This window comes from Bacteroides sp. MSSM.1001136sp1_RTP21357st2_D2_RTP21359_211015 (genome assembly GCF_040913205.1).
In the GTDB taxonomy this organism is placed as follows: Bacteria; Bacteroidota; Bacteroidia; order Bacteroidales; family Bacteroidaceae; genus Bacteroides; species Bacteroides ovatus.
Map to the genome: position 1 here is coordinate 46,321 of NZ_JBDFVF010000014.1, position 22,853 is coordinate 69,173.

The window sequence follows — 22,853 nt, forward strand, 5'->3', positions numbered from 1 at the left end:
GTTATTTTGTAACAGGAACTCCAGTCCGTTCCGGTCCGAACGGATTTTGTTCCAATAATAAGTTTCTTTGCAACACTTCTGTAGGAATAGGTAATACGTATGAAGGATCGTTTTTTGTTAGTGTATAAACTTTGCCTTCCCATTTGTGCTGTATGGAAGGCATACCATATCGACGTAAGTCGAACCAGCGTTGTCCTTCGTAGCAAAGTTCTTTTCTGCGTTCTTCACGTATTTGGGTGATCAAAGCATCTCCGCTCAATCCGGAAAAAGACGGTGCGTTTCCTCTATCATATCGTTTCTCCAGCAATGTATTCATAGCGGTGATGGCATCTCCTTCGGCTTGGCTCATGGCAGCGGCTTCTGCATAGTTTAGATAAGCTTCTGCTATTCGGAAGGAGAGTGCAAAATAATCACTGCTTCCGGAAGTGGGGACAGAACGTAGTGTCTTATATTTGCCATAGGGGAGATAAGTATCATAAAATGTGCTGTTCTCCGGAACCGCCTCGTTATATTGCATTTCCCTAGTAATATAACGGTCTTTGCGTAAGTCACCTTCTGAGAAACTGTTGATTAACCCGTCTGCTGCTTTGAACATTCTTCTGGTCTTTTCTTCATCGCTGTTTTCATCTTTCTTATCGATATAACCTTCGTATTCACCTGTCAAGTCTCTGATAGTTCCATAACTCCAGATGACTTCCGGCGAATCATATGTATTGAATGTGTAATAAGGTTCTTTTATACCTGCTTCCGGTGCAGGAATAGTATTCAGATCGCGTAGTGAGAAGTTCCAATCTTTGATAACTTTCTCCGCATACGTTTTAGCTTCTTCCCAATTTTCCATATATAGAGCTACACGTGATTTTAATAATTGTACCATAGGTAAACTGACAAGGTAGTTCGGTTCATATTGTTGTGTGGCGGAGAGAGTTAGGAATAAACGTTCTGCTTCGTTTAGGTCGGTAACAATCTGTCGGTATACTTCTTCTACCGTGTTCCGTCTCATCAATATATTGTCATCATCTCTCATTTTACTGTCCAGCTTGAGAGGAACTCCCAATGATTCTTTGTTATAATTATAGGGAAGTCCGTACTGATTGACTAACATATAATAATAAAAAGCCCGTAGGGCATAGGATTGTGCCTTAATATAATTCTTTTCAATTTCTGTACCGGATACTTCGTCAATATAGTCAAGTGTGGCATTAGCTCCTAAAATATATTCATAAAGGTTCTCCCAAGTATTGACTGTTTGTTGTCCCAATTTTTCTCGTATTTCGAACATATTGGGTTGCCAGCTATACAGTATCTCAAATATTTCCATATCTGCTTTGTCGTTTTCTGGGAATTCGTAACCTTCCACCTGATTCTGCTCGACATCATCTGCGAGTATTTCCTGATAGTTGAGAAATTTGGTATCCTTTTGTTGGGGATAGGCTTCTCCGATAAGCATCTCTTGCAATGCATTAGCGTCTTTAGGTATATATTGGCTCTGTGACTTTGGCTCTAAGAAATCTCCGCAAGCGGTGAGGCCGGTCAGTGTAATTGTATAAATTAAATATTTAAGTTTCATATCTCTCTTTGTTTATTGTTTAAAATCCTATATTAAGTCCCAATGAGAAAGAACGTGGCATGATGCTGTTTTCTAATTCCGGATCAAAACCATTAAAACGTTTGCTGGCTATTACAAATACATTGTCCATATTAAAGTTAATAGACAGGTTTTTAGCATGTATCTTGTCGCACCATTCTTTTTTCATCTGCCAGGATAATCCAATGTTACGGCAACGCAGGAATGAAGCGCTGACTACCATAGCATCTGATTTTTCCCACATATAAATGGGTGATTCTGCGGTCTCCGTGTTAGGCAAAGTCCAAGTGATCCCTAATGGCCATATCGGCAACCCGGGGATATTTGTGTAAGCTTCGTCTCCTGTTTTTTGCCAGCGATTCAATAAATCGCGGTTTATATTCTTGGTTGGATCGGGCATCATATTATGTTCTCCTCGGAAATCATTGTAAGGTGACGTCAAACGCTTTTTGCTACCTAACAAAAGGGAAAAGCTGGTATTTAGTGACAAAGATTTGTAGCGGAAACTCAAACCGAGACCTCCGGTGAAATACGGCTCTTTTTCTCCGGAATATACAAGGTAAGTGGTCGGGTCGATGCCTTTACTTTTTTCTTCTTCCGGGACTTCAACATAGTTGAACATCGGTTTGCCGTTACTTCCATCAAGACCGGCAAAGGAATATGACCAGAATCCGCTTAACGGATATCCTTCTTTTAATATCTGGGTGTTGCTTCCGGTCAAGTACATCCCCGTGGTTCTGTCAATCGTGGTTTCTCCGCCTTTGTTCCAGTTTTTAGAGGCATTCAGGTTAATATTCAGGCTGAAATCACGTTTCTGAACAGGTGTGAATGATAACGTGTATTCAATTCCCCGATTGTAAATAATTCCGCCGTTACGTTTCATGTCGTTAATTCCATATTCGAATGGTAAATCTACGGTGATTACCGCATTGGAACGTCGGGTGTAGTATTCCAGATTCATATAAAACATATGAAACAGTTCCAGGTCCACACCGAAATTCCAGTTTTTGGTACGTTCCCAGGAGAGATACGGATTGGGGATCTGGCTAATAGTGGAGTAATATCGATTATATCCTGCTTGTACTCCGTTCTGACTTAAGATTAGTTCAGGACTTTCACGTGTCAAAGCGTTTCCCTGAATACCAAATGTTCCTCTGAAATTGAGTGTTGTGATCCATTTCAGATGCTTTTGGAAGAAAGCTTCTTCCGATGCTCTCCAGGAAAAACCGAATGAATAAGTCGGGTCGATACGGTGATTGATATCCTGTCCGAAAACGTTGGAAGCATCATTTCGTACATTGGCATTGACTACATAGCGATTCTTGAATGAGTATGCAAAAGTAGCGAAGAACGAAAGGAAGTTGTTGGTATTGTTTGTTCTTTTCCAACCTCTGTCATAAAGTTCTTTTAATATTCCCCAGCCTGTTGGACTTCCGCCCGGTGATACTACTTGGCTTGGTATGGTAGGCGCTACAATACGTTCACCTCTGTCCGGTACATATCCCCAAACTGTATTGGCTGTTCCTTTAGCTGTAGACGAGCGAAGTTCCATACCCAATAGCGCATTCAATCGGTTATTAGGATTGAATGCTTTGCTGAATTGTAGCTTGTTCTGGATATTGTAAGAATACTGGTTATTGTCGTTTGTGTACAATCTACCTCCGAATGGAAGCTGTGCAGCTTTAAAATCGGCACTGGTGGGAGTAACAGAATTAAAATCGTAACCACGATACAGGTTGGCAATGTGGTACGTGTGTTCGGTAGCCCAGCTTTCATTTGTACTGTTATTAGTCGAATAACCGCCTGTAAATTGATAAGTTAACCAGTCAAGGACATGCCAGTTGACATCTAAGGAAGCGGACATGAAGTTGGAGCGTGCTTTTGAACCGCTGTTGTCCCGTTCATTGATAAAATTGTATGAAAGGGTTTCTTTATTTCCTGTTTTATAATAGTATCCGTTTTCTTGCATATAATAAGCATCCGGGTCGATGATACGGTTTGTATTGGTAGCATAACCCATTGGATTGATATCGTCGAAAAAGCCGTTAGTAGTAGAAACGCTACCGTTTAAAGTCATACTGATAGTCAGTTTTTCTATCGGACGTAACATCAGAGCGATGCGACCTGTCATACGTTCGTTATCATTGCCTATTTCCTGACCTTCGCTGTTGTTATATCCCATAGATGCCGAATAACTAAACTTGTTCGTTCCACCGGAAACACTAACGTTGTGACTATGGCTGAACGAACGGCGTGTCAGGCGTTTGAACCAGTCAGTATTGCGGGTTTCCATGTCGTTGTAAAGTTTTCTATATTCGATATCAGAAATGTCATGTTCCTGCAACATCCGTAATATACCTTCATAGGTGTTAGGATCCTTATAAGGCATTGTTGCGTAAGTGATTCCTGCATCGAACGCCTCTTGTGAGAAACGGATGCGTTCTTGAGAGTTCATAAAGTTGAACATTCCATAATTAGGGCGTTGCCCGATGTTAAAGTTGGCGGAATAGTTCACAGTCAATCTGTCAGTGGTATTCTTTTTGGTTGTGATTTCGATTACACCGTTAGATGCTTTTGAACCATAGATAGCAGTGGCGGAAGCATCTTTCAAAATTGTGATGTTTTCGATGTCAGCGGGGTTTAGCCATGAAATCTGGTTGCCGATGATATCCTTTAAACTTTTAGTCATCAGTTCGCCGCTATCTAGTGTTACTTGGAAATCTTCCTGAATAATACCGTCTACTACCCACAATGGATCACGATTTCCTTGTAGCGTACTGGTACCTCGAATCTGGATCTTAGGCGCCGTACCTACACGACTACTTGAGTTAGTAACCACCATACCTGCTACACGTCCTTGTAACATTTGGTCGATAGTAGTGTAGGAAGGTATTATAATGTCTTTCGCTTTTATCGTAGTAATGGAACCAACAAGGTCGCGGCGTTGAATATTCTGATAACCGGTAACCACCACTTCGTCAATTTCCGTACTGGAACTGGTCAGAGTGACATTGATTGTTTTCTTACCTGTATATTTCAACGTTTTCTTTTCCATTCCGATAAAAGAAAAAGTTAGAATCAATCCCTCTTGTGCCGGAATATTAAAAGTATAATGTCCGTCCAATCCGGCGATGGCTCCATGTTTGGAGCCTCGAATCGTAACAGTGGCACCGGGTAATGCTTCGCCACTGGCATCTCGAATCCAACCACTGATTGTAACTTTCTGGCTTTGCTTTTTCTTTATAACAATTGCGCTACCAGAGATTTCGTAAGTCAGGTTAGTGCCTTCCAGACATTCATCCAGAATTTCAGTAATTGTCTTATCTTTTGCCTTGATGGTGATATCGGTCACATTAGCAATGTCTTCCGTTCCATACATAAAGACAAATTTCGTACGATTCTGCAGATACCAGAGTGCTGCTTCCAGCGTTTCTCCTCTCAAGTCGATGGAGATTCTCTGATTGTCCTGTGCTTGAATCATGAGTGAAGAAAGGGAGAATATCCATAAAAGACAGAACTTCACAAAGTTTCTGCTTGCATAAGATACCACCCACGGCAGGGATTTTACTCGTTTTTTCATAATGCGTTAGTTATATTATGTATTATTACTGTTTGTAGGAAATGTGCAGGATGCCCTCCCGTTGTTTGATATTGACCAGATTTAATTCTGTAATCATGTCGATAATCGGGTTCATGTTGGCGTAGCGGTTAAGGTAAGCTCCGATACGCACCTGTTTGGCTGCTTCGTCTTCAAAAGAATATTGGAATCCATACCATTTGGACAGGTATGACATCACATTCTCAAGAGGGACATTTAAAAAGATAAATGATCCGGATTCCCAAGATGTATACAAATCAGTGTTTACGTTGGCGACGGTATTTGTACCGGTATTTTTATTATATGTATAGTGCTGGTTGGGAACTAATTCGAATTCTTCATTTCTACTGTTGATTCTTACTGTTCCACTGATTAAGGTCGTACTTTCCGTATCTTCATCAGCGTAGGCTCTTACGTTGAACGACGTTCCCGTCACCCGGATAGATGTATGCGATGTTTTTACGATAAACGGATGCTCCTTGTCCGGGGCAACATCAAAATAAGCCTCCCCTTCAATTTGCACAATACGTTCTTTACTACTGAAACAAACCGGATAAGTCAGCCGGGTTTCCGCATTGAGATGTACCCTTGTGCCGTCGGAAAGCGTGATAAGGCATTCCATCCCCTGCAATGTGCGTAGTGTGTTTTGGATTTCTTTTACTTGCGGTTTGTTGGCGGGAATCTGATAGTTAATCCCTTTCGAATCGATCACAAATGCTCTGACCGCATTCTCCGGAAGATTATTGTCGGAAAGATTGAAAGATTTGCCGTCACTCAAGATCAGTTCCCCGCCAAGGGTTCCCGGAGTGATGTCGCTAATCGTTTCTTCGGATATCCAATGATAGATAAAGTAAGAAGCAGGTACTAATAACAATAAGATGAGAGCTGCATATTTCAGACTCTTTTTCCACGAAAAAACAGTACCCGATTGATTGCCTCCTAATAACGGATAGACTTTCTCCCACGCTTTTTGTGAAGAGAAGCTTTTTATTAACCGGCTGTTTTCTTCATACGTTTCCTTATTTAATATCCGGTCGGCTATCTTTTGATGTTCCGGGTTTTCATCCAACCATGCACGATAGTTCTTTTCCTCTTCGGGGGTAGACGAATGAGTAAATAAGGAAGCTAAGATTTTTGCAATTTTAAATTTTTCTTTAAATGAATTCATCGTTTTTTCGATTTGTTATATAAGTAAAACAATCCAATCGAAAAAACGGGGTAATCAAAAAGTTACTTTATTTGCATAAAAATAGTAATAAGGTGTAATTTATGCCTTTGAGACTTTCGCGAAGTTTGCGATAGGCGAATTTCTTTAACGTATGGACAGTGCCTTCTGAAATTTGCAATTTGTCAGCAATCTCATGGTTTTTTAACCCTTTCATAGAATATAAGATGATATTTCGCATTTGGGTAGGCAATTCTTCTACCGCTTTGCGAACCATGTGGAATGTTTCCTGTTCGATAATGGCAGCTTCGAAGCCACTATCGAACTCTTCCTGTCCAGAAAAATAGGGAATATCTAATTGCTCATGTTTTAAGTGATTCAGACATTTATTTCGGGTGACGGTATAAAGGAAGCTTTTTACTTTCAAAATGTCGTCAAAATCTTCTTTCCGTTCCCAATAAGCTAACAATACATCTTGTGCGATGTCTTTGCAAACTTCTTTGTCTTCAATATAGTGGGATGCGAACACGCAAAGAATAGGATAGTAGTCATCAAATAGCTTTTTGAAAGCCTGTTTGTTGCCACGTTTTATGTCTGCAATTATATTTTCTATATGTATGTTCACTATTTAGGGTGGAACGATTGGTGCAGAAACTCTCTTACCCAATCTTGCTTATTTTCTTCAGCTTTTCTTCTTCGATGATTTTGATTTTTCTTCCGTCGATAGTAATCAGTCTTTCCGTAGCGAATTGCGACAAGGTACGGATAGCGTTCGAAGTAGTCATATTGGAAAGATTTGCCAGATCTTCACGTGAAAGATAAATGCTCAACGTAGAACCGTCTTCTTCCAGTCCATAACTTTCTTTCAGGAAGATGAGTGATTCGGCCAAGCGTCCGCGAATATGTTTTTGTGTCAGATTAACGGTACGTTCGTCAGAGATACCCAAGTCAATGGAAAGTTGGCGGATAAAGAACATGGCCAAGTCATTATTTTGGGCAACCAGCGTAGTGATGGCACTCATAGGAATCAGGCAAACAACGGAAGGTTCGAAAGCTGCTGCGGCAGTTACAAAATCTTGTTTGGCAAAATAAGCACGATATGCAAAGTATTCGCGTGGTTTAATCATGCGGATAATTTGACTTCTACCCCCCACACCATCTTTGAAGATTTTCACTTTTCCACTGATGAGACACATCAGATGATGTGGCGTTTCTCCTTCACAGTAGATGGTTTCATTCTTTTTGTAGGTTTGTATCGTATAATTATTCATCAGAAACTCCTTTTGCTCATTGTTTAGAGGAGCTAACATATCGGATAATGGTTCCGAAATATCGATGTCTGACATATTCATTTTTACCATGAGTGCTACAAAACTGTGTTATACAGCACAAAAGTAAAAAGAAAAAATGAGAAAATGAACGAATCTATAAAAAGATTGCACAAAAGTGGGAGCTTTCGTGCAATCTTGCAGACATTTTATTTGGTAAACAACAGTTCTCTATATTTAGGCAACGGCCATATTTCGTCATCCACTTCCATCTCCAGGTGGTCGATGTGGTCGCGGATTTGGTCAAGATACGGGCGTACTTTTTCTTCGTATGCGAATGCCCTTTCTTTGTAGTTTTCCATGTGGTTGGCTACTTTTCTTGCTTCGGTCATGTCGCGCACGAGTACTTTGATAGAAGTGACCCGGTGTGAAATCTCACGAATCAGTTCTTTACGGTCGGCACTTAATACTTCATATTCTTCAGCCGGGAATATTTCTTTCAGTCCGCGAAGATTTTCGAGCAAACGGTTCTGATAGGCAACGGCAGTTGGTACGATGTGATTGATGGCGAGGTCGCCCAATACACGGCCTTCGATTTGCACCTTCATGGTGTATTTCTCCAGTTCCACTTCCAGACGGCTGTTCAATTCGGTCTCGTTGAAGATACGTTCGCCGATAAGTACTGATTTGGATTGGTTATCAATATAGTGCATCAGGGCTTCCGGTACGTGGCAGATATTAGTCAGTCCGCGGCGTGCAGCTTCTTGTTTCCATTCTTCGGAATAACCGTCCCCTTCGAAACGAATCGGCTCGGAGGCGATAATTGTTTCTTTCAGCAGGCGGAAGATAGCTTCGTCTTTGCCAACTCCTTCTTCCATCAGCTTTTCTACCGATGCCCGGAATTCGTTCAGCTGGTTTGCCATGGCCGCATTGATTGCAATCATAGAGGCAGCACAGTTGGAAGAAGAACCTGCGGCGCGGAATTCGAAACGGTTTCCGGTGAATGCGAAAGGAGAAGTACGGTTGCGGTCGGTGGTATCCAGTAAAATTTCGGGGATACGTCCGATGCCTAACTTCAGTGTGGTTTTTTCTTCCGGCGTCATTTTCTCATTTCCTACCTGGCGGACAATTTCGTCGAGAGTAGACGAGAGTTGTGAACCCAGAAAGCAAGAGAGGATGGCGGGAGGAGCTTCATTGGCTCCCAAACGATAGCTGTTGCTGGCGCTCATGATGGAGGCACGCAATAAATCCTGGTTTTTATAAACCATCATTAAGGCGTTTACCAGAAATGTGAGGAATAGCATATTGCCTTTCGGATTCTTTCCGGGAGCGAACAGATTGATACCGGTATCTGTGCAGAGTGACCAGTTGTTGTGCTTGCCCGAACCGTTTACTCCGCTATATGGCTTTTCGTGCAGGAGTACATTAAAATGATGCTTCCTGGCGATACGCTTCATCAAATCCATGACGAGCTGGTTGTGATCGTTGGCAAGGTTACAGTTTTCGAAAATAGGGGCCAACTCAAATTGGTTGGGAGCTACTTCGTTATGACGGGTTTTGGCAGGAATACCGAGTTTGTGACACTCGATTTCGAGTTCTTTCATAAATGCAGTGACACGTGGAGGGATAGAGCCGAAATAATGATCCTCCAACTGTTGGTCTTTGGCAGAAGAGTGCCCCATCAGTGTCCGTCCTGTCAGGCAGAGGTCGGGGCGTGCATTATATAAGGAGGAGTCTACAAGGAAATATTCCTGTTCCCATCCTAAATTGGTATATACGCGTGTGATGTTCTTGTCGAATAGCTGACAGACTTCCGTTGCTGCTTTATCTACAGCGGCAAGTGCTTTCAACAATGGAGTTTTGTAATCCAACGCTTCACCTGTATAAGAAATGAAGATAGTGGGGATACAAAGAGTGGTATCTACTACGAATGCCGGTGAAGAAACATCCCAGGCTGTATATCCTCGTGCTTCGAAAGTGTTGCGGATGCCGCCGTTAGGGAAAGAAGAAGCATCCGGCTCTTGCTGGATCAGTAGTTTTCCGGAGAAGCGTTCAATCACTCCGCCATCTTCGCCGAATTCGATAAAGCCGTCATGCTTTTCGGCTGTTCCGTCTGTCAGAGGCTGGAACCAGTGTGTGTAGTGAGTGACGTTGAGTGACTTAGCCCAACTTTTCATACCGTTAGCAATTAAATCTGCTATTTCACGGCTGATAGGCGTACCTTTTTCGATAGCGTCGGTTACAGCTTTGTAAGCTTCTTTGGGAAGATACTCCTGCATCTTCTTGCGGTCGAACACGTGGCTACCATAATAATCAGAGAGTTTGTTGGAAGGGGCAATAACTTCCAGAGGTTTCCGGTTGGAAAGCTCTTGTAAGGCAAAAAAACGCATTTTTGACATAAATGGTCTATTTTTTTATCGGTTGATGGCGCAAAATTATATGTTTTTTCTGAAAGTACCCCTATTTTAGAGGGGGGTATTTTGAAAAATAATGTGTTTTTCTAAAAGTACCCCCTCTGTTGATTCTCCAACTTCTATTCTTATTGTTGCTGTTCGTTGATTTCTTTAGCCATCTGTTTAACCAAACTTTCCACTTGGATATAATGGTTGTGATAGTTCTTGAATAACAGTTTGAACACTGGGCTGTTCACAGCCATTTGGGTAAGAAATTGTAGGTGTTTACCCATAGAGGTGTTCATCTGCATACGCTCTTTTTTGCTCAAGTTGTCTTGTAGGGAGTAAACACCGCATGAAATTTGGATTTCTGCAATGCCTTCATCCCAAGGATGGGTGTTGAGGTGAGTCAATGCTGCCAGGATTTTTTTCAGGTCTTTCAGCAGAATGTTTAAAAGTTCGAATTCGGTGCGGTTTATGGAGCAGGAATCCGGGTTCAGGAGGAAAGCGAATTTAAGGTAGAAATCCTTTAATTCTTCTTTAGGAATAACAAATGAATCTTTGGAAGCCTTTATCATGCCTCCCACCGCTGGTTGAACGGTAACTTGTTTTGTTTCCATAATATAATTATGAATAAGGTGGTAGGCGAAGATTTTCTATGAAATAAGAGCGGTTCCGCCTTTCCCGTTACTCTTCACCAACCAGGCAGTGGGTGCATTAACACTCCACACGGGGGTACGAAACCGCCATATGAAGCATCAGGACAGGCATAAAAATGCCTGCCACGAAACGAGGCAGGTTCCCTGCCTGGTTGATATGAAGAGTATCGCAAAGATACGACAATTTTCTTCTTTGTCAAGAATAAAGTGATAAATAAAAAGATAGAAGGGTTGATTTAGTCATTAATATGTTTTCAGGGGGCTCTTATATTTACAGATATTGGAACTTTGTATTTTTCCCATTATTGTTGAAATCCCCTTCATATTATAACTTCTTCCATACAGGTTTTATTAATTCCTCTTTCAACCTATCACCGCTCTGTAAGTGCGATGAATAAAGAGTTTTAGAAAGGTGGTGATAGGTTGAAAGAGGATTTTCGTTTTTTATATATGAAGAGAATAGCAGAATATGCAGAGCTTCCTGCATTTATTTCGAGACAACCGCGCCAAAGATTTAGTTCATCTCCATGTTATTTTGAATAATGTGAAGGTTTTCTTCTGATAACTCTTTTTAGTGTCCAACTTCTCTTGCTTTTCGATATTCTTTTTTATATTTGCCTACGTTAATGAAGGAGATACGACGATTGAGAGATAAAATATTGATAGGATGCATATTGTGTCTGTTCTCTTTTATACCAAAGGGGACAGCCAATAATTATATAATGAATCCTTATACCCATCAGGAAATCTCTGCTGACTCCATTATAGAACGTGTGATGACTTTTGCACCTTTGTATGAAACGATAGTCAGTGATTATCGCGCGAACCTATATATAAAAGGTAAGATGGACATTCAGAAGAAGAATTTTATTCTCCGTTATGTACCTTCTATGTTTCGTTTGCAAAAGGGTGTTCGCGAATATCTGCTTGAAACATATAGTGATCTTCATTATACGGCTCCCAATATTTACGATCAGAAAGTAAAGGCTTCCCAGGGAACTGTGAGAGGAAATAGGGGATTGCCTGGATTGCTCGAGTACTTTAATGTAAATATCTACTCTTCTTCTTTATTGAATGATGAACGCTTATTGTCACCACTGGCCAAAAACGGACAGAAATATTATAAATACCGGATAGACAGCGTGATGGGAGATCCTAACAATCTGGATTATCGGGTTCGCTTTATCCCCCGCACTAAGAGCGATCAGTTGGTGGGTGGCTATATGGTGGTCAGCAGTAACGTTTGGAGTGTTCGTGAAATTCGTTTTTCGGGAAGATCGGAGCTGATAACATTTACCTGTTGGATTCAGATGGGAGATGTAGGCAAGAAAAATGAATTCCTGCCGGTGCGTTATGACGTAGAAGCTCTTTTCAAATTTCTCGGAAATAAGGTGGATGGTAATTACACCGCTTCTTTAGATTATAAATCCATCGAACTGAAAGAAAAAAAGGTGCGCAAGAAAGAGAAGAGAAAATATAATCTTTCGGAATCTTTCTCTTTACAGTGTGATACGAACGCTTATAAGACGGACGCCTCTACCTTTGCTATCATGCGGCCGATTCCTTTGAATGAAAGTGAGAAAAAACTATATCATGACTATACGCTTAGACGTGACACGACAACGGTAGAAAAGCCGTCCAAGAGTCAGGCCTTTTGGGGAACGATGGGTGATTTGATGGTAGAAGATTATAAATTCAATTTGTCCAATATCGGAAGTGTGCGATTTTCTCCGTTTATCAATCCGCTCTTATTCAGTTATAGTGGAAGCAACGGTTTGTCTTATCGACAGGATTTTCGTTATAACCGTCTTTTCAGAGGGGATAAATTACTTCGCATTGTGCCTAAACTCGGATACAACTTTACGCGTAAGGAATTCTACTGGTCATTGAATGCCGATTTTGAATACTGGCCGCAGAAGCGGGGATTCTTCCGGTTGAATGTGGGTAACGGTAACCGTATTTATAGTAGTAAAGTGCTGGACGAACTGAAAGCTATGCCGGACAGTATCTTCAATTTCGATTTAATTCATCTCGATTATTTCAAGGACTTGTATTTTAACTTCCGTCATACCGTTGAAGTAGTCAACGGACTGGATATCGGTCTGGGGTTCTCGGCCCATAAAAGAACAGCGGTAGAGCCTTCCCGCTTTGTAATCACTGGCGATTATCCGATGCCGCCCCCGGAATTTATGGATAAATTCAAGAACACTTATATCAGTTTCGCTCCCCGCATCCGGATAGAGTGGACTCCGGGACTCTATTATTATATGAACGGAAAGCGAAAGATTAACCTCCATTCTTTATACCCGACTTTCTCGGTCGATTATGAACGAGGTATTAAAGGAGTGTTCAAGAGTACGGGTGAATATGAAAGAATAGAGTTTGACCTTCAGCATCAAATCCGGTTGGGATTGATGCGTAATATTTATTATCGTTTCGGATTCGGAGCATTCACCAATCAGGATGAGTTGTATTTTGTGGACTTTGCCAATTTCTCCCGCCATAATCTTCCCGTAGGTTGGAATGATGAAATCGGCGGAGTATTTCAGGTGCTTGACTCACGTTGGTATAATTCCTCCCGCCGTTATGTACGGGGGCATTTCACCTACGAAGCTCCGTTCCTTATTCTCCGGCATCTGATGAAGTACACCCGTTATGTGCAGAATGAACGTATTTATATCAGTGCCCTCTCTATGCCGCACCTTCAACCTTATCTGGAAGTAGGATATGGCATCGGTACGCATATTTTTGACGTAGGAGTTTTTGTGAGCAGCGAAAATTGGAAATTCGGAGGAATAGGCTGTAAGTTCACGTTTGAGTTGTTCAACCGATAGTTTTCTTCGTTCCGGTTGTTTTATCGAAAGATTTTACTTATCTTTGTATAAGAGAGGATGAGGGCAAAATTTAGCATCAAAGAGGTGTAGTCGCCTCATAAGCACAGGTATTTTCCTAGAAAATAAATTCTAAGGTATAAATACCTAAATTTATTTTAGTAATAACTCATCCTCTCTTCTCTCTTTTTTATATGCATATACAAAATGGACGGAATTTTAATAACGATCATTGTTATCACCGCTTTCCTGGTTTATAAGATGATTTCCTCAAGCAGGAAACAGGAGGGGTATAAAAGATGGAAAGCAACAAGCAGTGGTAAGGAAGAAAAGACTACTAAGGTAAAATGGGAACACGGAGCCTGGCTTAGGCATGCTTTGGGGGGAACTGTTCCGAGAGCGCAGTATGTTCAAAAGTTTGATGAATCGGCTGTTGTTTGGTGTGCCAACTTGTTGGGAGTGGAAACGGCACGGTTGAAGGAAATTCTACGGGATGTTTCCGAACATTACCGGGAGTTCTGGATGAGAAAAAGAAAGGGAGGTTATCGGATGATTTCTGCTCCTGACAAAGAATTACAATCTATTCAAACCACTATTAATTCTCGAATATTATCATCTGTGACAATGATTCATCCGGCGGCAGTAGGTTTCCGGAGCGGTCATTCTGTGGTTGATAATGCCAGTCCCCATCTGGGAAAACGGTATATCTTGAAAATGGATATTCATGATTTTTTCTTTTCGATACGGAGCCGGAGGGTGAAAAAGACATTTGAGAAGATTGGTTATCCGGAAAATGTGTCTAAAGTATTGGGAGTGTTGTGCTGCTTGTACAGGCACTTGCCGCAGGGAGCACCTACAAGTCCGGCGTTAAGCAATATCGTGGGGTATGAGATGGACAAGAAATTGGCTGCACTGGCAGCGGAATACGGACTGACTTATACCCGCTATGCCGACGACCTGACTTTTTCGGGAGATGTGTTCTCCAAAGAACAAATCATTCCCCGGATCAAACAGATCATCCGTGATGAGAAATTCGAACCGAATCATAAGAAGACCCGTTTTATCAATGAGTATGGCAGGAAGATTATTACAGGAGTATCTGTTTCTTCCGGTGCGAAACTGACAATCCCTAAAGCCAGAAAGAGAGAGATCCGGAAGAATGTCTATTTTATCCTGACGAAAGGCTTGGCGGAACATCAGTGCCAGATTGGCTCGAGTGATCCTGTTTATCTGAAACGGCTGATTGGAGAACTTTGTTATTGGCGGTCAATAGAACCGGACAATGCGTATGTATCCGATTCTATTAACCGTTTGAAATGTTTGGAGAAAGGGTATTAATCTAATTGGCAATCGTTACCCGTTCATTTTCTATCTTGGCGTAATTCCTTTTCACAGCTTCGCGAATACCTCTTTGCATGGCAGCGTCTATGTTCGATCCCATACGGGCAAAGCCGAACTGTTGTGCGCATGCTTTTATCAAATCTGCCGCAGGCAGGCTGATGGAGTCGGTCAATAGTTGCCGGATGGCATTGGCTATTTCTTCAGGTGGTATGTCTGTCGCTTCCCGGTCGGAAACCGGGCGATAGATTGAATAGGAAGCGCATTGCTCTTTGTCGTTCCAGCAGAAGACAAGTCCTTCGTATTCTGTGCGATAGATATTCAATGTGTCGAGTGCTGTTTCTATCTGTGCCTCTACCCGTGTTCCCAAGCGGCTGATTCCCCATTCGGACAGGATTTTCTTACAGAGCAGGGATTTACTGATTGGCGCCTCGCTTTCCATAATCTTCCGTATTTGGGAGAGGAGGATAGCGTAACTGTCCGTAAAGAAAAAGTCTTCCGGTGAATAACTGTATGGGGTGATCTTTGCAAACTTGTACTTTTGTTCTATCCGGTTTTGAGTAGAAAGAACGGAAGCTGCTTGCTTTTCAGGAGCAACAGGCGATGCCTTGAGTACAAATGAAATTTCATTGTTGGTTATCTGTGCCGTCGGTGCAGGTGCTGCCACTTCTGTCGGAGTAGAATTGATTTCGGCTGCTGTCATTGAACCGACCTTTGAATTCTTTTTCCGGGCGATAGCCTCTTGGATAGTTGCCATTACTTCGTCCGGCTTTTCCCACCAGTCCATTGTCCATATCCGGTAGATGTCCCATCCGAGTGCTTTCAATACATTATTCTGCACAATTTCCCGGTCACGTGCGGTCTTGGTACGTTTGTAGTTTTTGCCGTCGCAGATAATACCTAACTGATAGTTAGAGGTATTTTCGGTGTCGACGATACCTATGTCTATTTTGTATCCGGAGCAACCAATGTCTGTATGCACGGTGTAACCCAATGAGCGCAGTCTGTCGGCAATGATCGTTTCGATGGAGGCTGTTGCTTCCGACAGTTGTCTTGGCACACTGCTGATGGTGCTCCGGGTTCCCTTCTCCGCATATTCGAGGAAACGTTTTAGTCCGGCTACTCCAATAGAAGAAGTCCGGTTCAGGTCGATCATATCCGACCTTAGGGTGGAATAGATAATCATCTCATACCGGGCACGGGAAACGGCTACATTCAATCTTCTTTCGCCGCCTGCCCGGTTCAGTGGTCCGAAATTCATGCTGACGCGCCCTTCTGCATCCGGGCCATAGCCCACAGAGAAGAGAATAACATCGCGTTCGTCTCCCTGCACATTCTCCAGGTTCTTGATAAATAACGGTTCGTCGCATTCCAGCGCAAGAGTTTCCAGTTCGGGGTAAAAGATAAAAAGGTCGGATAATAAGTCTTCTATCAAGGCTTGTTGGACAATGCTGAAAGTGACTACACCGATACTTTTCTTTCTTAATTCCTCGCTTCTCAATCTTCTGGCTATTTCGTCCACCACAGCTTGAGCTTCCGCCCGGTTCTGGCGCGACTTGCCTTTATCATAGTAACCGTTGATGTTGACTATCCTGACTTTCGATTCAATGTTGTCCGGTGAGGGGAAAGTCATCAGTTTGTTATCGTAATATTCGGAGTTGCTGAAAGCGATGAGGCTCTCATGTTTGCTTCGGTAGTGCCATAATAAATATTTGGAAGGGATAGACAGAGCGAGACAGTCGTCAAGGATACTCTCCAAATCTTCCATTTCAATGTTGTCTTCATCAATGGTGTTGACCGAGAAGAAACTGGTAGGAGGCATTTGTTTCGGGTCGCCTACGATAATGACGTTTTTACCCCGTGCAATGGCGCCCACCGCTTCATAAGTAGGCATCTGTGAGGCTTCATCAAAGACAATCAAATCAAATTTATCAGCGTCCGTATCGATGAATTGAGCGACGGAAAGAGGACTCATCAGCATACACGGGCACATGCGCGACAACAAAGTGGGAATTTGGTCGAATAGCTTGCGAATAGATATGCCGCGGGCATTGTTGCGGATATTCTTTTGAAGGATACCCACTTCGGAACTTTGGATGGCTTCGTGAGTGAAAGACGGAATGTTGGAGGCCAACCGGGCAAATAATTCTCTTTGCGTCGTTTCTTCGAATTTGGCGGATATTTGTTTGTATTTAGCAATGATGTCATTGAATATCTTACCGTTGAATAATTCCAGAGTCGGCTCTTTGGCAATGATATACCGGATAGCTGCCTGATAGAAACTCTTGCGGAAGCTGTCTGTAAGTTGGCTGGTAGGAATATTCTTTTCTTTATATTCCGTCGCGATAAATCCTATTCCCAGACTATGCAGGGTTTGGTAGGCTTGTAGCCACTGATACCAGTCCTTGAGCTTGTCGAGGTTCTCTTTCCAGGTTCGGGCTTTTGACAAGGCAATCGTTATCCAGTCGGCTGAATCGGTATAAAGTTCTTCGATCGAGATACCCAGCATGCCGGACAATTTCTTTTCGGTGGCTGTGAGTGTATCTGCGAGCTGATACAGTTCATTGAAAGAATGAGCATGGATGTCTCTGAATGTTTGAATTCCTTCAGTGAGTTGTGCGGACAAATTCTGCTTGATTTGCGAAACTTTGGCAATGTCTTTTGCGTAGTTCAACAAATGCGAATGAAGGGAAGTCATGTCGTCGATTATCTGCTCAATGGTGTTCCAATCCTCGTTCTTGCCGGGGCGTCCGAATAGGGAGGGAAGTTGCCCGATGTATTTCCGGACGGCTTCTGCTTCTTCCTGATACCGGATAATGCGGTGGAGCAGAGGTTTGATGTCTTCTGTTTCAATCGTTTTTAAAGCATATACGTTGATTGCCTTTCTGATTTTCCGTTGTCCGAAATATCTGGGAAGGAACCATTGATCGGATACCCGGTTCCATTCGGCTAACATCTGCTTTGCGTTGATGGACAGGATTTCTTGGGTGAATCCGGTTTCTATCTCTTTCCTTTGTTCATCCCGTTTCCGTCCGTGAACCACTACTTCCCGGTATTCATTCAGTGTTTCGTTGAGCAATGGCAAAGTCAGCAATCCGGGAGTCAGTTCCGGAATGTCGAGTATTCTCCGGATGATGTGGGAGATTGTCTGGAAATCCTTGCGTGTAGGGTGTATATCCGTATCTTTTAGAAGTATGGAGAATACATCCAGCTTCTGCCGGATGGTGGTCAACAGGTCGATAAATCCGGTGAGCAGTTGGGAGGACCCCTCCTTAACGGCTGATGAATATTCGGTAATCGAGATACCGGTTAATGGATGCTGGTAAGGATGTCCACACGCATTGGCCGTCCGGACTAGCAGCTCGATGGCATCTTCCCATTGGGCAAATGTGTCTTTATCTAATGTATCCAGATAAGCTTGTGGAATATCAAAACAAGATTCGACGTCCACGGATTGATAATGAATAATGGCGTCGTATAATGAAACCCCGAACGGGTATTCTTTATGCAGGGCTTCGATATATTGATTCAATTCCGCCCGTAAATTCAGCAGGCGTTCCGCTTCCTTTCTGAATTCTTCGGGAGGTGTCTGCCTGATAATTTCCGTAGTTTCTTTCAGTTGCGAGATAACGGCGGATTTCTTTGTTTTGTTGGAATGAATTTCCAGACAGAACGGAGCCAGCCCGATAGCTGCCAATCTGTTTTGCACAACGGAGAGGGCAGCCATCTTTTCCGCTACAAATAAGACACGTTTTCCTTTGTAAAGCGCGTTGGCGATGATATTGGTAATCGTTTGCGATTTTCCTGTTCCCGGAGGGCCGTGCAGGATGAAAGTCTTGTCGTGTACGGCTTCGTAGATAGCTTCCAGCTGCGAAGAATCGGCGATGATGGGTAATACAATGTCTGCGGGCGACACTTGTTTGTCCATATCCGTTGCATCTATTTCCTCTGTGGCGGCTTCCCATTCTATCTTTCCGTTGATGAGGCTGGACACAATCTTGTTCTGAACCAGTTTGTTGGCATTGTTGTGAATATCATTCCACATGATGAACTTGTTGAAAGAGAAGATACCCAGAATCGCTTGCTCTTCCACGTCCCATTTACGCTGGTTCTTAATGCTGTTGCGGATAATGGAATAGATCAGCTTGACGTTTACGCCGCTTTCGTCGGTAGGTAACGGGTCCAATCCTGATAGGGTGATTCCGAAGTTTTGGCGAAGCATTTCCAATAAGGTGATATTCATCATCGTTTCTTCTTCCCGGGAACGGATTACGTAACCTTTGGCTGCCGATTTACGGATAATTTCAACCGGTAATAGCAGGATGGGAGCGTAGCGGGGGCGTTCGCTGGAAGGTGTCTCGTACCATTTCAAAAGTCCGAGAGCCAGATAGAGCGTGTTGGCTCCATTCTCTTCGATAGAAGTACGCGAAGAGCGGTATAGGTGAGTCAGTGCCTTGCCTAAATCGTTTTCGGGCAGATAGAAACGTAACCTTTTCTGTGAAAGTTCCGAGTTGATGAAACCAACCATGGGATCAGATTCCGGTATGGAGGAATAAATCCCGAAGTCCATCGCCGGACTTTCCCAATCGGCAGGGCGGTGAAGGATGCGGAATTCTTCTCCGTCGGCCAATGCATCTTCCAGACAGGATAGATTAGCCGGGATGAGTTGGAGCGTGTTTTTGGTAATCCGGATATTCAGCAGATTGTTGCGCAGGCTTAAATCCAGCAACCGTCTTTCCCATAACAGTTGTTTGGTGATTACGGTCTGGGTCTCGTTGCCCGATAAATCATACGGATTGATACTTTGCGGAGTGGCATGAACGGCACTTCTTTGAATGTCGGTCTCCTTTTCTTCTACTTCCCATACCTGCCCGTGCAGAATGCGTTGGGGGATGGGGCGGATGCCCGAATGTCTCGCTCTTTTCACATCTATGGCAAGAATGAAACTGTTCCCATCCGTCAGCTTTCCGTTCGCTTTCTTCACTGCATCGTCGAAATCGGACGAATGTCCCATGTTCATGCAGGTCGTTTCAACTAAAGTAATGTCGTATATTCCTTCGGCTGTCCGTTTGGTTAACAGGGAAACATCGTCAATGGTAGGATCCGGAAAAGTTTCCGGCACTAGCCAGGCTCCCGCAAAAGCATGCCCTTGAGTGATGATAATGAGTGCATTCAGCCCGATTGCTTCCAGACAGGAAGCATAGAGCAAAGCCATATCCAGACAGGTTCCCAGTTTTTGTGCCATCACGGAGTCGGCTAGCCGTACACGTTGCCCATATTCCTCAAAGCTGGCGGGGATGGTGCTGTATATAATCTGTTGTTCCGTGATAGCCGTGTAGATGGCGGCCATCTGTTTCCTTACCCGGTCCGGAGTGCGGCTCTGATATTCGTCAAGGGACGGATTATCAGTCCATTGTCCCAGGATGGAAGCGGCTCTCTTGATGATCGGCACAATGGCTGTATGATTGGGGGTGATGAAAGCGGCCAGCATTTCGGGCAATACATTAAGCCCTCCCCATTGGTCGTATGCCAGAATGTCGATAGGGTAGGTTTGGCAGAATACGGATTCTGCTTCGGAAGTAATTTCAATTTTCAGATTGCCGGATAAACGTTCGGTCAGCTGTGTGAAATAGTTGGCGGACAAAGTGAGATTGAATGACGACAGGCATATCGATTCATTGGGCGGAATTTGTGCCACAGCTATCGGAGCAGCGTTTCCGAAAGTCGGTTCTGTCGTGATTTGTACCTGAATGTCCTTCAGCGGGGCAGGCGTTGTATTCTCAATAGAAAGCTGATGAATGATTGATGCACCGTTTTGTTGTATCGCAAAATTAATAAGCGGTAAATAGTCGCATTGCACCTTGACTTTGTCCAATCTCTCGTCCATGGCAAAAACTGTATAAATTAAAGATTGCAATATTACAAAAAATACGGATATAATTCTCTTTTCTTCTGCCATTCTTTTGTCAATCAAGAAAATATTCCTACCTTTGCGCCCGATTTATAGATAATATAATGTCTTATTTAATTAAAGTATTAAACAATTTATTTATTAATGGAAAACTTAAAGAACGTAGCTCCTATTGAAGATTTCAACTGGGATGCTTATGAAAATGGCGAAACAGTAACCAACGTTAGCCACGATGAATTGGAAAAAGCTTACGACGGTACGCTTAACAAAGTGAACGACCGTGAGGTTGTTGACGGAACCGTAATCGCAATGAACAAGCGTGAAGTAGTTGTGAACATCGGTTACAAATCAGACGGTATCATCCCATTGAATGAGTTCCGTTACAATCCGGATCTGAAGATCGGTGATACAGTAGAAGTATACATCGAAAATCAGGAAGACAAAAAAGGACAGCTCGTTCTGTCACACAGAAAAGCTCGCGCTACTCGTTCTTGGGATCGCGTTAACGCTGCTCTGGAAAATGAAGAAATTATCAAGGGTTACATCAAGTGCCGCACTAAGGGTGGTATGATCGTAGACGTATTCGGAATCGAAGCATTCTTGCCGGGTTCTCAGATCGACGTTAAACCGATCCGCGACTATGATGTATTCGTTGGCAAAACAATGGAATTCAAAGTGGTTAAAATCAACCAGGAATTCAAAAACGTTGTTGTATCTCACAAGGCTCTTATCGAAGCTGAACTGGAACAACAGAAGAAAGAAATTATCGGTAAACTCGAAAAAGGACAAGTTCTTGAAGGAACTGTTAAAAATATCACCTCTTACGGTGTATTCATCGACCTTGGTGGCGTAGACGGTTTGATCCACATCACTGACCTTTCTTGGGGACGTGTTAGCGATCCGAAAGAAGTGGTTGAGCTGGATCAGAAACTCAACGTTGTTATCCTTGACTTCGATGACGAAAAGAAACGTATCGCTCTCGGCTTGAAACAACTGACTCCGCACCCATGGGATGCGCTTGATACTGACTTGAAGGTTGGTGACAAGGTGAAAGGTAAAGTGGTTGTTATGGCTGACTACGGTGCATTCATCGAAATCGCTCCGGGCGTAGAAGGTTTGATCCACGTTTCAGAAATGTCTTGGAGCCAACACCTGCGTTCTGCACAAGATTTCATGAAGGTAGGCGACGAAGTAGAAGCTGTTGTGCTGACACTTGACCGCGAAGAACGTAAGATGTCTTTGGGTATCAAACAACTGAAACAAGATCCATGGGAAACTATCGAAGAAAAGTATCCTGTAGGTTCTAAGCATACTGCAAAAGTACGTAACTTCACTAACTTCGGTGTATTCGTAGAAATCGAAGAAGGTGTTGACGGCTTGATCCACATCTCTGACCTTTCTTGGACTAAGAAAGTAAAACACCCATCAGAATTTACTCAGATTGGTGCTGACATCGAAGTTCAGGTATTGGAAATCGACAAAGAAAACCGTCGTTTGAGCCTTGGCCACAAACAACTCGAAGAAAATCCTTGGGATGTATTCGAAACTGTGTTCACTGTAGGTTCTGTACACGAAGGTACAATCATCGAAATGTTGGATAAGGGTGCTGTTGTAGCTCTTCCTTACGGTGTAGAAGGTTTCGCAACTCCGAAACACCTTGTAAAAGAAGACGGTTCACAAGCACAGTTGGATGAGAAACTTGAATTCAAAGTGATCGAGTTCAACAAAGACGCTAAGAGAATCATCCTGTCTCACAGCCGTATCTTCGAAGATGTAGCTAAGGCTGAAGAAAGAGCAGAAAAGAAAGCTGCTTCTGGTGCTAAGAAGTCATCTTCTAGCAACAAGAGAGAAGATTCTCCGATGATCCAGAACCAAGCTGCTTCAACTACGCTGGGCGATATCGACGCTCTTGCTGCATTGAAAGAACAGTTGGAAGGAAAGAAATAATCTGAATAGAATATTTTCCAATGAAAGGCGCTCCCGTTTGGGGGCGCTTTTTTTATTCACCACAGATTTAAGAAATGAAGATAAGAGGGAATTTAATTCAGACATAAGAACAAAAGAATAAAAAATAAAATAGCAGTTCAATAAGCAACAGAAAT

The 22,853-nt window shown here is 42.9% G+C and carries 11 protein-coding genes; 3 read left to right on the top strand and 8 right to left on the bottom strand.

The features are described from left to right. Position 1: 1 nt before the first annotated feature. The 7 genes from AB5217_RS10800 to AB5217_RS10830 form a co-directional block, all read right to left on the bottom strand. A complete protein-coding gene (locus AB5217_RS10800; protein ID WP_004309836.1) occupies positions 2–1,570 on the bottom strand; it encodes a RagB/SusD family nutrient uptake outer membrane protein in 1,569 nt (522 codons plus the stop codon). A gap of 19 nt (positions 1,571–1,589) precedes the next feature. Next, positions 1,590–5,168 carry a SusC/RagA family TonB-linked outer membrane protein gene (locus tag AB5217_RS10805; RefSeq protein ID WP_070782602.1) on the bottom strand — a complete coding sequence of 1,193 codons (3,579 nt, stop codon included), beginning with the start codon at positions 5,166–5,168 and terminating at the stop codon, positions 1,590–1,592. A gap of 25 nt (positions 5,169–5,193) precedes the next feature. Beyond that, positions 5,194–6,354 (bottom strand): FecR family protein, encoded by a 1,161-nt coding sequence (locus AB5217_RS10810; protein WP_008775503.1) that lies wholly within the window; start codon positions 6,352–6,354, stop codon positions 5,194–5,196. 67 nt (positions 6,355–6,421) lie between these two features. Continuing rightward, positions 6,422–6,976, bottom strand: coding sequence for an RNA polymerase sigma factor (locus tag AB5217_RS10815; RefSeq protein WP_004301831.1), 555 nt, complete (start codon positions 6,974–6,976; stop codon positions 6,422–6,424). Between the two features lie 34 nt (positions 6,977–7,010). Beyond that, entirely contained in the window at positions 7,011–7,712 is a 702-nt protein-coding gene (locus tag AB5217_RS10820; RefSeq protein ID WP_004301832.1) for a Crp/Fnr family transcriptional regulator, read from the bottom strand. 116 nt (positions 7,713–7,828) lie between these two features. Further along, entirely contained in the window at positions 7,829–10,018 is a 2,190-nt protein-coding gene (locus tag AB5217_RS10825) for a glutamine synthetase III (RefSeq protein WP_004301833.1), read from the bottom strand. 140 nt (positions 10,019–10,158) lie between these two features. Further along, positions 10,159–10,632 (bottom strand): hypothetical protein, encoded by a 474-nt coding sequence (locus AB5217_RS10830; RefSeq protein ID WP_004304628.1) that lies wholly within the window; start codon positions 10,630–10,632, stop codon positions 10,159–10,161. Between the two features lie 665 nt (positions 10,633–11,297). Between AB5217_RS10830 and AB5217_RS10835 the strand changes: the two genes are divergently transcribed. Both AB5217_RS10835 and AB5217_RS10840 read left to right on the top strand, forming a co-directional pair. Beyond that, a complete protein-coding gene (locus AB5217_RS10835; protein WP_032843129.1) occupies positions 11,298–13,505 on the top strand; it encodes a DUF5686 family protein in 2,208 nt (735 codons plus the stop codon). A 204-nt stretch (positions 13,506–13,709) separates the two neighbouring features. Further along, positions 13,710–14,840: a retron St85 family RNA-directed DNA polymerase gene (locus tag AB5217_RS10840; protein WP_032843131.1), complete on the top strand. Its 1,131-nt coding sequence runs from the start codon at positions 13,710–13,712 to the stop codon at positions 14,838–14,840. 1 nt (position 14,841) lies between these two features. Here the strand turns inward: AB5217_RS10840 and AB5217_RS10845 are convergent, their stop codons facing one another. After that, on the bottom strand, positions 14,842–20,799 hold the full coding sequence (locus tag AB5217_RS10845; RefSeq protein WP_032843133.1) for a DUF3320 domain-containing protein: 5,958 nt from the start codon (positions 20,797–20,799) through the stop codon (positions 14,842–14,844). Between the two features lie 96 nt (positions 20,800–20,895). Between AB5217_RS10845 and rpsA the strand changes: the two genes are divergently transcribed. Continuing rightward, entirely contained in the window at positions 20,896–22,698 is a 1,803-nt protein-coding gene (rpsA, locus tag AB5217_RS10850) for a 30S ribosomal protein S1 (RefSeq protein WP_004301842.1), read from the top strand. The last annotated feature ends 155 nt before the right edge of the window (positions 22,699–22,853 follow it).

What these genes read in the sequence shown, in the direction of transcription:
- AB5217_RS10800 (WP_004309836.1), bottom strand. Translation starts at nt 1,570, where the DNA reads ATGAAACTTAAATATTTAATTTATACAATTACACTGACCGGCCTCACC.
- AB5217_RS10805 (WP_070782602.1), bottom strand. Translation starts at nt 5,168, where the DNA reads ATGAAAAAACGAGTAAAATCCCTGCCGTGGGTGGTATCTTATGCAAGC.
- AB5217_RS10810 (WP_008775503.1), bottom strand. Translation starts at nt 6,354, where the DNA reads ATGAATTCATTTAAAGAAAAATTTAAAATTGCAAAAATCTTAGCTTCC.
- AB5217_RS10820 (WP_004301832.1), bottom strand. Translation starts at nt 7,712, where the DNA reads ATGGTAAAAATGAATATGTCAGACATCGATATTTCGGAACCATTATCC.
- AB5217_RS10825 (WP_004301833.1), bottom strand. Translation starts at nt 10,018, where the DNA reads ATGTCAAAAATGCGTTTTTTTGCCTTACAAGAGCTTTCCAACCGGAAA.
- AB5217_RS10830 (WP_004304628.1), bottom strand. Translation starts at nt 10,632, where the DNA reads ATGGAAACAAAACAAGTTACCGTTCAACCAGCGGTGGGAGGCATGATA.
- AB5217_RS10835 (WP_032843129.1), top strand. Translation starts at nt 11,298, where the DNA reads ATGAAGGAGATACGACGATTGAGAGATAAAATATTGATAGGATGCATA.
- AB5217_RS10840 (WP_032843131.1), top strand. Translation starts at nt 13,710, where the DNA reads ATGGACGGAATTTTAATAACGATCATTGTTATCACCGCTTTCCTGGTT.
- AB5217_RS10845 (WP_032843133.1), bottom strand. Translation starts at nt 20,799, where the DNA reads ATGGCAGAAGAAAAGAGAATTATATCCGTATTTTTTGTAATATTGCAA.
- rpsA (WP_004301842.1), top strand. Translation starts at nt 20,896, where the DNA reads ATGGAAAACTTAAAGAACGTAGCTCCTATTGAAGATTTCAACTGGGAT.